Annotated in this window: 11 protein-coding genes; 8 read left to right on the top strand and 3 right to left on the bottom strand. The window is 49.5% G+C overall.

The features are described 5' to 3' along the window. The first annotated feature begins 583 nt into the window (after positions 1–583). The 4 genes from C7459_RS07770 (at position 584) to C7459_RS07755 (ending at position 5,285) form a co-directional block, all read left to right on the top strand. Positions 584–2,401 carry a hypothetical protein gene (locus tag C7459_RS07770; RefSeq protein WP_109688056.1) on the top strand — a complete coding sequence of 606 codons (1,818 nt, stop codon included), beginning with the start codon at positions 584–586 and terminating at the stop codon, positions 2,399–2,401. A gap of 145 nt (positions 2,402–2,546) precedes the next feature. Further along, complete coding sequence (locus C7459_RS07765; RefSeq protein WP_109688053.1) at positions 2,547–2,948, top strand: hypothetical protein; 402 nt, start codon at positions 2,547–2,549, stop codon at positions 2,946–2,948. Positions 2,949–3,092: 144 nt separating this feature from the next. Continuing rightward, positions 3,093–3,596: an SRPBCC family protein gene (locus C7459_RS07760; protein ID WP_211320359.1), complete on the top strand. Its 504-nt coding sequence runs from the start codon at positions 3,093–3,095 to the stop codon at positions 3,594–3,596. 396 nt (positions 3,597–3,992) lie between these two features. Further along, positions 3,993–5,285 (top strand): helix-turn-helix transcriptional regulator, encoded by a 1,293-nt coding sequence (locus C7459_RS07755; protein WP_109688051.1) that lies wholly within the window; start codon positions 3,993–3,995, stop codon positions 5,283–5,285. Positions 5,286–5,672: 387 nt separating this feature from the next. Here C7459_RS07755 and C7459_RS07745 read toward each other — a convergent pair whose 3' ends face one another. Beyond that, positions 5,673–6,476 carry a DUF2935 domain-containing protein gene (locus C7459_RS07745; RefSeq protein ID WP_109688047.1) on the bottom strand — a complete coding sequence of 268 codons (804 nt, stop codon included), beginning with the start codon at positions 6,474–6,476 and terminating at the stop codon, positions 5,673–5,675. 114 nt (positions 6,477–6,590) lie between these two features. Here C7459_RS07745 and C7459_RS07740 point away from each other — a divergent pair, with 114 nt between their 5' ends. After that, a complete protein-coding gene (locus C7459_RS07740) occupies positions 6,591–7,007 on the top strand; it encodes a DUF3010 family protein (RefSeq protein ID WP_170119345.1) in 417 nt (138 codons plus the stop codon). A gap of 135 nt (positions 7,008–7,142) precedes the next feature. On the opposite strand, the gene C7459_RS07735 is transcribed toward C7459_RS07740, so the two are convergent. After that, positions 7,143–8,108 carry a L,D-transpeptidase gene (locus tag C7459_RS07735; RefSeq protein WP_109688043.1) on the bottom strand — a complete coding sequence of 322 codons (966 nt, stop codon included), beginning with the start codon at positions 8,106–8,108 and terminating at the stop codon, positions 7,143–7,145. A gap of 230 nt (positions 8,109–8,338) precedes the next feature. Continuing rightward, on the bottom strand, positions 8,339–9,355 hold the full coding sequence (locus tag C7459_RS07730; RefSeq protein ID WP_109688041.1) for an NADP-dependent oxidoreductase: 1,017 nt from the start codon (positions 9,353–9,355) through the stop codon (positions 8,339–8,341). Between the two features lie 189 nt (positions 9,356–9,544). Between C7459_RS07730 and C7459_RS23635 the strand changes: the two genes are divergently transcribed. Genes C7459_RS23635 through C7459_RS07715 form a run of 3 tightly spaced genes read left to right on the top strand, consistent with a single transcriptional unit; the run spans position 9,545 to position 13,139 of the window. Beyond that, complete coding sequence (locus C7459_RS23635) at positions 9,545–10,738, top strand: MCP four helix bundle domain-containing protein (RefSeq protein WP_211320358.1); 1,194 nt, start codon at positions 9,545–9,547, stop codon at positions 10,736–10,738. Positions 10,739–10,770: 32 nt separating this feature from the next. Beyond that, positions 10,771–12,261, top strand: coding sequence for an ATP-binding protein (locus C7459_RS23805; RefSeq protein WP_342766661.1), 1,491 nt, complete (start codon positions 10,771–10,773; stop codon positions 12,259–12,261). 11 nt (positions 12,262–12,272) lie between these two features. After that, a complete protein-coding gene (locus tag C7459_RS07715; protein WP_109688035.1) occupies positions 12,273–13,139 on the top strand; it encodes a CheR family methyltransferase in 867 nt (288 codons plus the stop codon).

The raw sequence follows: 13,139 nt of genomic DNA, 5'->3' as shown, positions 1-13,139 counted from the left end.
GTCTTTTCCAAATGATTCTGCTGTTTCCTCCTTGATGTATTTGAGGAGCGATGGAATCCCTTTTCGGCTATATGCCTTCTCTTTGTTGGCGTAGTTCGTGTTAATACTTCGACAGAACTCGAACAGCGAGAGGCTTGTAAGGTATTCAATACTTCTCGGTGACTCTCCGCGTTCTCTCCGACATGAAACCACGGAGCGATACATTGAATTAGCTCGAACTCTACGTTCGTCAACCCCTCAAGTAAGTACACTCCACATACCCGCGAGGACGAGCAAGGCCGCTCGGTCCCGATAGATTGTGACGAGGATTAGCCTGTTTTTTCACTCAGCCTTTGGTCATGGGGGGGAAGATCGGGTTAACGTTTTTTCAATATTACCAGCGAAGGTAAATTAACACTATAACGAAAATGTAGGTTAGCGGTAATCTATTGAGTATCAACTGGCTCCACATTTTTGAAGAAAATCACTAAACAATAGAGGAACAATGAAGGATAAAAAGCATGTTTATGGAATATGTGTTATGAGAGGCGAAATTTAGAGATTATTTTAGGTACAACTTCTAAATAACAAGGGGGATATTTTGATGGGAAGCAACTTTGACGCTATGGGACTGATCAGTGAGATTGAACAGGAAATTGAGAAAGGAGAAGACCTGAGAATTAATGATGATAAACAAGGAAAATATAAACAGTACATTCCATATTTGAAAATATTGAACAAAAAACTAGAAAAGGATAAATATAAATTTGTGTTTATCGGGAGGAAAGGTATAGGTAAGACAACTACCATATTAAACCTATTTGACTTAATTAATGGTCAAGAAGAATTATTGTCAACGGGATCTGGGGGAACAACCGTTTGTGAAGTAGAGATTAGGAAGAGTGAGGAACAATATTCTTATTTTGAGATAATCCCGATTGAAGATAAGTATATGAATCAATACATCTCTGATTTCTGCTCAGCCTTTCTAAAAACAGATGATAGTTCAAATTTGTACGTGCCGACAGAGATAGGACGTTCGATTAGAAATATGCTTGGTATGAAGGTAAAAGAAATTGAATCTCTCTGTGAACAGTTTGATAATTTTGAATGTTTTAAAGACGAGGTAGTAAGGAGACTTAATTTACCTGAAAGAACCAATACCATTGTTAAGTGTGAGCAAGATAATAATGGTAAGTATTTTTCGGATATTCAGAAAAAGTTCACAAGGATTAACCTAGGTAAGGAAGATACTGTCAAAATACCGAACAAAATTATACTGTATGCCACTGAAGATCTGATTGATTTTGGAGGTTTTTCTTCCGTCATATCTATCGTGGATACTAGAGGTATAGATTCTGATATTGCAGCGGAGAACGAAGTTGGGTCCTTTAAAAGAGAAGATATATTAAACTATATTGATAACCAACAGGATGATTGCATTTTGATATTTGTTGATAGTATTAAATCTGCACCATCACAGGAAATTCTAGAAACGATTAAGACACGTATCACAAAAGAGAATAGAGATAATTTTTATATTTTTATTAATGTTAACGGTGATGAAGCTGAGAAGGTAATGACAGATGATGGAGTTGCAAATGATATTCAAACAGGTATTGATTTCAAAACAGATGATATATTGTCCAAAATGAAGCAAGAGAGGGTAGACTTTAATGAGAGAAACCTGATCTTCTTCAACTCCAAGACAAATTCCCCAGATAAAAAAGATATTTTGGGGATGATTGAAAGTAATGGTGAAATAGTTAAACAACGAATTTTCGAGGAATGTCAGGATGTAAAAAATGCCTTTGAAAAGTTGAAATACGACTTTGAAGACGGTGGATATGCAATGAAAAACTTTGAGGAGTTATATGAGGATATTATCGGTAGAACTTCGCCTCAAAATATACTTGCTCAAGTAGTTAAGGATTTCGTGGATAATGAGATTCGAAAGATTCATCCTAGTCGATTGGATGCAATCAATCGATATCGTGGGGATTACTATGCGTATAATTTTTACCATCGCTTCAGCAATGTTATTGAAAAGACCTTTGATCACATTTTTGGAGATGCGAAAAATGATTTAATCAAGAAAGTCAATGAAATATTGGGGTATAAAAATATATCGAAATTAGATGAGATAGACTATAAGATGTTTATAAAGGGTTTTAATGAGGAGTATTTATTACGAAGAGATGAATTGAAAGCGTTATTAAAAAGGAATTTTCTTTCTTCATTTCAAGGGTCTTCTTGGGCAAGGGCACAAGCTTTATACGGGGATGGAAAAGGATATGTCAATAATGTGTGTAGTATTTATGCGAATGAGATTATGAGGTTGGATATATCATATAATTTAAAAAATAACTTTGATGATGCGTGGAACAAAATTCTTCAACGAAATGAGTTAGTAAAGCAGTAGTTTGGAGGAACAAAGCACCCTAGTTCAATTTTGTTTTTCATCTAATAGTGGTGTAAATGGTTGTAGAAATACAATTAGATATAGACAGAAAAACAAGGAACAGCATCTACTCAGTGGTTTTTCCGCCACTCGTTAATTGGGGTAGGTGGGTGAGCCGACCTCGCCGGTGCGCAATTCGGAAGTTTCGCAGTTGATGGACTACGCGTTCGCCAACTACAAGTCGGAAGTCCTGTTCCAGAAGGGCCAAGAGGTTCAGCAGGTGGAGATCGACAAAGGGGACACCCCGAAACTGGCACTGCTCGCAGGTGACACGGTAGGGATTCTCATGAAGAAAGGTACGAAGAAAGAAGAGTACCAGTCGGAGATCATCGTCAACGAGATCCAAGCTCCCGTGAAAAAGGGGCAGGTCGTCGGCAGCATCGTGATCAAGCAAGGCGGCAACGAGATCGCAAAGACCGATCTGGTTGCGGCGGCTGACTGCGGTGAGGCCGGGATGTGGACGTTGTTTAAGCGGACGGTGAAGAGCTGGTTTACGTTTGGTGGATGATTTGGGGGATTGTAGGTAGTGTAAAAAAAGGATGCCAAGGTTTTTCTTGGCGTCCTTTTTATGCGTTACCGATGAGGAAACAACCTTTTCTTATGTTATAATTATTCCCGACATAACTTTTTAGTAGGAAAGGGTGTAGTTCTTTTGACGAATCATAATCCTGATCGTATAAACAAGCTTGACCTCGTCGTCACTCGTGTTTTCGACGCACCAGTCGAGCAGGTTTGGCAAGCCTGGTCCGACCCAGAGCTCGTCATGAAGTGGTGGGGACCCCATGGTTTTACCTCACCTGTTGCCAAAATGGATTTCCGAGTAGGGGGGACGTCACTTGTCTGCATGAGTTCACCAGAATACGGAGACTTTTACAGTATTTGGGAGTATAGGGAAATCGTGCCGTTGGAGCGGATCGAATACATACACAACACAGCCGACGAAGACGGTAACAAAATGGACCCAGCTGCGCTTGGCATGCCTGAGGATTTCTCACAGGATCAATGTCATACTGTAACCTTCAAAGATCTGGGTGACAACAAAACAGAAATGACCGTGACGGAGTACGGCTGGACTGAGGGTGAGATGATGAAGCTGTCCCAAATGGGCTTGGAGCAGTGTCTCGATAAGATGGCTGCTATTTTTGCACAGAACTAAGCCCCAGTGAAAAAGGGCCGTGGTTCACGTTTGGCGGGTAAGCATACAGCGAGTTGAAAAAGAGAGCCCTACCAAGGAGGCTCTCTTTTTTGCGACCATCTATTCAACCATCTAATTCAACCAGAATCCCCGTTCGCCCCCAACCGTCTACCGGGTGAAAACCATCTCTAGAAACGTGTGGCTTCCTCCAGTTTTGAAACGTAGATCTAGGTAGTGTGTAGCATGTCAATCCTCAATAATGATACTTGGGTTCTGTACTTCAATCGTCTACAAAGTAACCGATGTAGAGAAGTTCTCTCAACGAAACTATTTGCTGTGTAAGTTTGTATACAACAAGTAATTCCTATGTTATTATATTAAGTACAAAACAAAAATAGTTCTGAGGAGGTGTGAGGTTTGTTACTGGATTCAACTTTGACAATCGGGCAACGATTTAAACAAATTCGTAATGCACAGGGCTATTCTCAAGCATCATTAGCAGAAGGGATCTGCTCTATTTCTGTGATCAGCCATATGGAAACGGATCGGTACTACCCTTCGGCTACCATGCTTGGAAAGCTGGCGGACAAGCTCGGGTTGCCCCTGCGTGAAATCATGGGGATGCAGGAGCAACAGATGGAGGCTGGTTTTCAGATTGACATCGTTCGGGTGTATGTTGAAAAGTGCGATTTCCACCACGCACTTGCGCTCATCGATGAAATCGATCAGCGCGCTGACTTGCTGGATCATCAACGAGTTGAGCTCCTGATAAACCGGGTGGATTGCTGTATTAAAATCAAGAAAAGTGAAACCGCTGTAGAAATTCTGCTGCCCTTTTTAGAGCAACAAGAAAGTAGCCAAACCATTGAGGATGAAAGTCTGTGCACGCTCTACAATAAATTAGGGAATGCCTACTATCGACAAACCGAGTATGAAAAGTCGTTTTCTGCGTATGAGCGAGCTTATACATTGAGCTTGAAGTTTCCACAACTCAATCTGCTGGGGGCGCGAGTGCTCTTCAACATGGGGTTGATTTGTGGGAAATTGGGCTTTAAGAGTGACGCGATGCGATACTTAGAGAGTGCTCATCAATTTTTCCAGTCGATTTCAGACATGGAAAGTGTGGCCAATACTTTATTTGCATTGGCGGTTGAAACGGAAGACCCTACTCAATTGCTGCAGGCCCGTTCGTTGTATGAAAGTTTAAACTTGCTACATGAAGCCAATCGGGTCAAGCAACTGTATGCGTATAAAATCGAATCAAAAAACGACTACAAAAAATCGATTCAAAAGCTTCGCGCCATTGCAGCGGACTTTGAAACGTTTGGTGATCTGGGCAGAAGTGTCATCTCCCTGGCCAGAGCATTGCTCGTCTGCCTGGAGCACGAGGATCTCGAAGAAGCTGGGATCTGTTACCAGGAAGCCGCTCGTCAGGTACAAAAAATGGACGTTGAGGATACGTTTGTACTAGGCTACTTTTACCGTTCGAAGTCGCAATATTCCCTGAAAATGAAAGATTTCGAAAATAGCATTGTAAATGCGCAGAGATCAAGTGAAATATGTGCTAAAATGGGTTTATATGCGGATAGTGCAAAATCATTGCAAATTTGCGCAAAAGCATTTGAAAGTCAAGGAAACCATCAGCAGGCGTACGAGGTTTCAAACAAAGCACTTGAACAGTTATTGCACAGAGGGGGGCATGTAGAGTGAGAAAGTTAGGAAAGGGATTTGTGATAGGGGTACTTGTCATCAGTGCGTTCGTACTCTCAACTGCACAGTGGGGGACTAATCATGTATTTGTAGCCTATGTGGATGGGCCTGACCCGATGGAAGTTCACGTTTTTCACATGTAGAACAGCAACCGCCTCTACTCAAGGCGGTTTTTTTATTTCGAAAAAACGAAAGGAACCATACGTGGCGGCCAGCCTCCCGAGTGCGCTGACGATCGCCAATCTCGCGAAACGGTTAGGGACCACAGTCGACGACCTCTACCAAAGCCTGACGTTCAACAAGATACAGGAATCTACCTGAGCATTGCTGAGACGGACGAGCGGGGCATGAAAAAAAGAGAGCCGTCTAACGAGGCTCTCTATTTTGCTAAACTCCTTCACAACCCGCCTCGGTCACACCCTCAACATGCAGCGACAGACTATGCAAAAAGTAGCAGGTCTCCGGGAAATGGTGTTCGATAAACTGGAGTGTCAGGCGACTGAGCACCTGCTGTTTTTCATACAACTCGACCACCTGTCTCGCCAGTTGTGTAAAACCCTGCACCGTCGCGACCAACTCTGCGATAAACCGCAACTCGTAGGGAGACTTTTCTGGCAAGAAACGTTTGTACTGTTTGAGGTGGTGGTGGGTGAGGACGTGGGCGTTGAAGCGCTGGATGAACACCTGCGTTTGTTGACTGAGGCCTTGCTCCACAGGGTCCAGCAAGTTGTGCAACAGGAAGGTGTGACCCAATTGGTCCTCTAGCCAGAGGTCGATGATGGCATCGAGCGGCAACAACGGCGCTTCCTGTCCGCTCTTGTAATACGCCAAGATTCGCAGATACTCCGCATTTTCATTCAAGGTTCCGTTGAAGTACGTCGGGGTCAGATACAGGACGACTTGGTTTTGGATGCGCAGTCTCTGCAAGTGCCCTTCCAAGAGGAAGTATCCGTTGGCGACTGGGTACGCAGCTTGCGCGAACGCCACCATCTCCGGCGCAGAGGCCTTTGTCGCTGGGTCCAGACCCTCCAATCGCGTGCGCAGTGCTTGAAACGCAGCCACGTACTGCCGGCTCAACGCCACCCACTGCGTTTCCTCCACTGACAGCGCATCGCGGACAAAGGTCGCGTGCTCCTCCAAGATGCGCAGCCAAAACTGATGTTCTTCCCAAGGGGTATATTTCGGAGTCATGGACGATACCTACCTGTCGTTTTTTTATTAGGTATATGTCATGACGTGCTCCAAGGTCACGTCAAAGCGAGTATAATCAAGGGAAGAAGCTGCACATCTAGGAGGAATTCCATCTTGTCAACCGTATGCGGCATCGAGATCAAAGGCTCTCAGGCCATCGTCGTCACCTTGCAAGGAACCAAAAGCAACTATGAACTGATCAACACCAAGGTCAAAAAAATCGAACTCGAAGACCCCAAGGCTCAACGTGCCGTACAAACCTTCCAACAAGCGATCACCAGCTACTTCAAGGAACACGCCATCAGCACCGTAGGAATCAAAGAACGCGCAACCAAAGGCGACTTCAGCGGAGGCCCGATCTCCTTCAAAATCGAGGGAATCATCCAGACCTTAGATCTGCCGTCGAGCCTCGTCCACGCCACCACGTTATCCGCGACCGTGCGGCGTCATGAGGTCGATGTCGAAAGCGTAAACATCAACAAATACCAAAGGGACGCTTTCAAGGTCGCCTTTCACCTCTTGGAGGACTAACGGCTCTTAATAAAAAGGATTGCAACAGGCGCAGTCAACGAGCCTGTCAACTGGGTGCTCGGAGGGAACCCCTCACCGAATAACGCTCACCGAATAAAAAACGAGTTGACGTCCTATGACGTCAGCTCGTTTTTTCTACTGCTTCCACTGGTACCGCACCCCGGGTGTCTCCTCGTCTCGCGGATGCAACAATTCGCCCAGCGGCGGCAATCCCTCTGGGAAGGTCGGCTTGTGTGGGGAGCCGGGGAGGACGGCGAACGGAGTCCCGAGGGAGACATACGGGTACAACGTCTCGATGTCCACATTGCGCAGGCGCAGACAACCCTTGGTGATGTTGCCGCGCCCGATCGCCTCCAATTGGTTCGTCCCGTGGATGGCATACCCCTCCTGCAATTCGAGGCCGCGCGTGCCCCACGCGCCCTTGCCTCCGTTGGGGTTGACCACGCGCCTCGAGACTTTGGAGCGCACAAAGGGCAACGGCGGCCCTGTCGCAACCGAGTAGACGGCGAGAATTTCCTCGCCGCGACCGAGGGCGAGTTGGTTGGCCTCCGGGTAGAAGCGCAACTCCAGTCCAGGTTCTGGCAGTTGACAAGGGCAACCGCTGGCTGCCAAGAGATCGGGTGACAGCGCACTCATAAAGTTGACCGGCTGGGCCTGCGTCAATTCCTGCAACGTCTTCGGATCACGACCGAGCGTGTCATGAAAGCGCAGGCGAGCGTTTTCCACGACGAGCCGTGGCAAGTCTCCAGGCAAGGTATTCGCGACAGTGAACAGCGAGATCAGACGGTCGAGGCCGAGCGGTTCTGCCAACAGGTGAAAGGCCACCAAGAACAAAAGCAGCGGTGCCAGCATCCGTTGCAACAAGTCACGCAGGCGAAAACCGTTGCTCGCTGGCACTTGGATCTCGTCGCTCAGCGGTTTGAGCGTCGTCTGTTTCAACTGGATCAATGACGCAAGGTGTCCATCGCGCGCGGCTAACTCGTACTGTTCCTGCGCTTCTCGCAGCCGGCCTTGTTGCTCCAGCACCTTCGCGAAGTGGTAGCGCAAGTCTCCGTTGTGCGGGTGTCGTTTCAGTTGCTCGCGGAAATCAGGCTGGTTCACGAGGGTTCCCCCTCTCAAAATGGGAAAACGGACAGTCTTATAAGGAAGATATCGGAAGAGATCGCTTCCGTACACATAGGTCTATAGACTCATTTTTTTACGAGCACGTTTCGCTTGATAACCGACCGTTTGACAGATTGTCTTTTTAACGGTTGCCATCCCTGCGTGAACTCGTGGGATAAAAAAAGCGGTACACTCACACGCGAGTGTACCGCTTTTTCTCATCAAGTTTACAGATCGGAAACTTTCACCAATTGCTTGCCGATGTTCTCGCCGCGGAACAACCCGAGGAACGCTTCGACGGAGTTCTCCAGTCCGTCCACGATGTTCTCTGCGTACTTGATCTTGCCTTCTGCAACCCATTGGCCCAGTTGCAGCATCGCTTCCTTGTGGCGCGGGGCGTAGTCGCTGACGATGAAGCCCTTCGCGAGCGCACTGTTTTTGAGCAGTTGGGTAAATACGCGCGGTCCAAGTTCCGGCTCCTCCAAGTTGTATTGCGAGATCTGACCGCAGATCGCGATGCGCGCTTGGAAGTTGATCCGCGACATCACGGCATCGGTGATCTCACCGCCAACATTATCGAAATACACGTCAACGCCGTCCGGGCAGGCACGTTTGAGCGCGGCGCGGAGGTCGTCGGTGGTTTTGTAATTGATCGTGGCATCAAAGCCGAGTTCGTTCAGCAGGTACTGGCACTTCGCGTCATCTCCAGCGATTCCGACCACGCGGCACCCTTTCAACTTGGCGATCTGGCCGACGATCGTGCCGACCGCACCGGCTGCACCTGAGACGACGACCGTTTCGCCTTCCTTCGGTTGGCCGATGTCGAGCAGTCCGAAGTAGGCGGTCCAACCTGGCATCCCCGTGACGCCGAGCGCGGTGGTGACCGGTGCAAGCGACGGGTCGAGTTTCAACAAGCCACGACCGTTCGAGACGGTGTAATCCTGCCAGCCGAGTTGGCCGACGACCACGTCGCCCGCTTGCCATCTCTCGTTTTTGCTCTCGACGATCTCACCGACGCCGCCACCGACCAGCACTTCATCGAGCGGGAACGGTTCGATATAGGACTTTGCGTCGCTCATCCGCCCGCGCATGTACGGGTCGACGGAGATGTACAGCGCACGGACGAGGACTTGCCCATCCTGCAACTCCGGGAGGTCAACCTCCTGCAGCGTAAAGTTTTCGTTGGACGGCATCCCGACGGGACGGCTGACGAGGCGGAACTGGCGGTTTTTTTTCACGGTCATCTCGAACACTCCTTGTGTGCAAATAGTCTTCCTATGGCGCATATGTATGTGTGGATCGATTTCTATTACTTCATGAATGTAACCTTGTTTACAATCGGAAGTCAAGCGCGCAAGAAGGGAATAAGCCACGAGAACGCGAAACGTCTACTACTAGCACTGCGCTGTTTCAGGAAAAAAGGAAGGTACAAGATGAAGATCAAAACCAAGCTCTACACAGGATTCGGTTCGCTCCTCGCACTGTTGATCGTCATGCTCTTGCTGGTGCTCAGCATGCTCAACGATTTGAACCAGAGCATGAATGAGATCGTCAAGGATCGCTACACGAAGGCAAAATTGGCGACCACGGTGCGCTTTGAGGTCGGCAACATGGCGAGAGGTTTGTATACGCTGGCGATCGATGACAAGACACCGATCGACGAGGTCGTGGCCTCGATTAACCAATCCAGAACCAACGAACAAGTGGCGATTGCTCAATTTGAGCGGATCGTGAGTTTGCAACAAGCGTCGGCGTTGCTCGCTCAGTTGCGTGCGCAGAGCCTAACGTATGAACTCGAACAAAATCGCATGATCGATCTGGTGCGCTCTGGACAGCGGGCACAGGCCAACGAACTGTTGCTCGGAGAGATCACGACCACCAGCCTCGCGGTGTTCGACACGGTAGGGAAGCTCAACACTGTGCAAGAAGCGCGCATGGAAACCGCCTTGCAGGACGCGACCACTACCTACAACATGGCAGTAAAAGCCACATGGACGTTGATCGTGCTCTCGCTGTTCCTTGGAGGTGTGATCGCTTTTCGGGTGGTGCGCAGTCTGACAGCCAGCCTGCGCCATGTCACCTCGGTGATCACGCTCGTCACCAAAGGCTCGAAGCAAAAACTGCCGCGCATCGAAGTCAGGACGCAGGACGAGATCGGCGAGATCTCGCAAGCCTTTAACGCGATGGCGGTGGCGTTAGAGGAGCATGGGCACCACGAGCAGGAATTCCAGCGCACGATTCAGGAGCAGACTTGGATCAAAACCAAGCTCGCGGAGACCACGACGATGTACCAAGGCGTGCAGGATCTCGAAACGCTCGCTCGGATGATCATGTCCAAGTTGACACCGTTGGTGGGTGCCAGCTATGGTGTGTTCTATTTGAAGGAAGGGCACAAAGACCAGCAGCGCTTGGTGAAGTTCAGCTCCTATGCGGACATGGATCGCGAGGTAGGGCGAGACGCTTTTCGCATGGGGGAAGGGCTGGTCGGTCAATGTGCGGCCGAGAACCGCACAATTCTGCTGACCGACCTTCCAGAGGTATCCAGATCACATCAGGGCTGGGAGCCGCAACCCCCGCCACGATCCTCGTGCTGCCCGTTGAGCATGAAGGCCACGTGCGTGCGGTGATCGAACTGGCTTCGTTCGAACTTTTTACCGACATGCACATGGCCTTGTTGCAACAAGTGGTGGAGACGATCGGCATCACGATCAACTCGATCGCGTATCACATGCAAGTCGAGAAGTTGCTCAAGGAATCGCAAGCGATGACCGAAGAGTTGCAGAGCCAGTCTGAGGAGTTGCAACTACAACAGGAAGAACTCAAGACGATCAATGAAAAACTTGAGGAGCAGTACAACAACTCGGAGACCAAAACTCGCGAATTGCAAAAGACCAAGGAACAGTTGGAGGACAAAGCCACACAGTTGGTGCTCTCCTCCAAGTACAAGTCAGAATTCCTCGCGAACATGTCGCATGAGTTGCGCACGCCGCTGAACTCGCTGTTGATCCTCGCACAGATGCTCGCCGAAAATTCGGAGGGCAACTTGTCACAGAAGCAGATCGAGTTTGCGAACACGATTCACGCCTCTGGGTATGACCTGCTGAACTTGATCAGTGACGTTCTCGATCTCTCCAAAGTGGAATCGGGCAAAATGGACGTCCATCTCGACGAGATCCTGCTCGACGAGTTGCGGGAGTTTGCCCAGCGGCAGTTCTCGCAACTCGCTCGTCAAAAAGGTCTGTTGTTCACCGCGAACGTGCATCCAGACGTGCCTGTCGCCATCTACACCGACGAAGTGCGTCTGCAACAGATCATCAAAAACTTGCTCGCCAACGCCATCAAGTTCACCGAGGAAGGCTCGGTGCAACTGGACATCCGCGTCGCCGGTAGTTCCCCGCTCAAGGATGTGGGAACGGTGCTCGCGTTCTCGGTCACCGACACGGGCATCGGGATTGCGCATGAGAAGCAGGAGGTCATATTTGAAGCGTTCCGCCAAGCGGATGGCACCACGTCGCGCAAGTACGGCGGAACGGGTCTGGGGTTGTCGATCTCCCGGGAGATCGCGAACTTGCTTGGCGGACAACTGGAGGTGATCTCCGTCGAGGGCAAAGGCTCGACATTCACCCTGTACCTGCCGACGGAACATCTGCCTGCACAATCGGTGGTGAATGTGCCGCTGGGCACCGCCCATGCGGCACTTTTTGCCGAAGACGAGGTGTCGGAAGTAGCAGTCGCGCAGGAAGTGGGAGCGGAATGCCCCTTGGATGGGAAAAAAGTGTTGCTGGTCGATGACGACATGCGCAACATCTTTGCCTTGACGACGGCGTTAGAAGCGCAGCAGATGAAGGTGATTTTTGCCGAAACTGGACGCGAAGGCGTAGAGATGCTGCTGGAGAACCCGGATGTGGACCTCGTGCTCATGGACATCATGATGCCAGAGATGGATGGGTATGAAGCGATGCGGGCGATTCGTCAACGGAGCAAATTTGCGGATGTGCCGATCATCGCATTGACGGCCAAAGCGATGAAAAACGACCGCGACAAGTGCATCGACGCGGGAGCTTCCGACTACATCAGCAAGCCACTGAACTTGGAACAACTGTTCTCGCTGATGCGGGTCTGGCTCTATCGCGAACGAGAGGGCAGGTGACCGCTACAAGGATGGATAACTTCAAAGACCTGCGGCTCGCCACCCCCGAAACCTTCGCGTTGGGCGAGGTCGAGCACATCGAGATGCAGTTGTTGCTCGAAGGGATGCATCGGATGTACGGGTTTGATTTCAAAAACTACTCGCTGCCGTTCCTCGAACGTCGCATCCGCCATCGGATGCACACGGAGAAACTGCCCACGATCTCTGCGTTGCAGGAAAAGGTTCTGCACGAACCTACCGTGATGGAACGATTGCTGAATGATTTCTCCGTCAATGTTACCGAGATGTTCCGCGACCCGTCCTTCTACGTGGCCTTTCGCCACCATGTCGTGCCGCTGTTGCGGGAGTATCCGCACATCCGCATCTGGCACGCGGGGTGCTCGACGGGCGAGGAAGTCTATTCGATGGCGATCCTCTTGCATGAGGAGGGGCTCTATCACAAAGCCCGCTTGTATGCCACCGACATGAACGAGCACAGTTTGAGGCGAGCGGTGGGCGGGGTGTTTCCCCTGCAACGGATGCAACAATACACCAAAAACTACCTGCAAGCAGGTGGCACCAAGGCCTTTTCTGAGTACTACAGCGCGGTTCATGACACGGTCCAATTTCACGCCTTTTTGCAGGAGAATTTGGTGTTTGCCCAACATAATTTGGTGACCGATCGCTCGTTTAACGAGTTTCAAGTGATCGTTTGCCGCAACGTCATGATCTATTTTGATCAGTTGTTGCAAAACCGCGTACACAAGCTGTTCTATGAGAGCTTGTCCAACGGCGGCATCCTCGCGCTCGGAAGTCGAGAAGGCTTGGCGTTTACCAGTCAGGCTCAGGACTACGAAGAAGTGGACGGAGCAGAGAAGTTATACCGGAAGATCAGATAA

Origin of the sequence: Tumebacillus permanentifrigoris, from assembly GCF_003148565.1 — a bacterium.
In the GTDB taxonomy this organism is placed as follows: Bacteria; Bacillota; Bacilli; order Tumebacillales; family Tumebacillaceae; genus Tumebacillus; species Tumebacillus permanentifrigoris.
This window is presented reverse-complemented; position numbering and strand designations above follow the sequence as displayed.

What these genes read in the sequence shown, in the direction of transcription:
- C7459_RS07770 (WP_109688056.1), top strand. Translation starts at nt 584, where the DNA reads ATGGGAAGCAACTTTGACGCTATGGGACTGATCAGTGAGATTGAACAG.
- C7459_RS07730 (WP_109688041.1), bottom strand. Translation starts at nt 9,355, where the DNA reads ATGACCGTGAAAAAAAACCGCCAGTTCCGCCTCGTCAGCCGTCCCGTC.
- C7459_RS23805 (WP_342766661.1), top strand. Translation starts at nt 10,771, where the DNA reads ATGCACATGGCCTTGTTGCAACAAGTGGTGGAGACGATCGGCATCACG.
- C7459_RS07745 (WP_109688047.1), bottom strand. Translation starts at nt 6,476, where the DNA reads ATGACTCCGAAATATACCCCTTGGGAAGAACATCAGTTTTGGCTGCGC.
- C7459_RS23635 (WP_211320358.1), top strand. Translation starts at nt 9,545, where the DNA reads ATGAAGATCAAAACCAAGCTCTACACAGGATTCGGTTCGCTCCTCGCA.
- C7459_RS07715 (WP_109688035.1), top strand. Translation starts at nt 12,273, where the DNA reads ATGGATAACTTCAAAGACCTGCGGCTCGCCACCCCCGAAACCTTCGCG.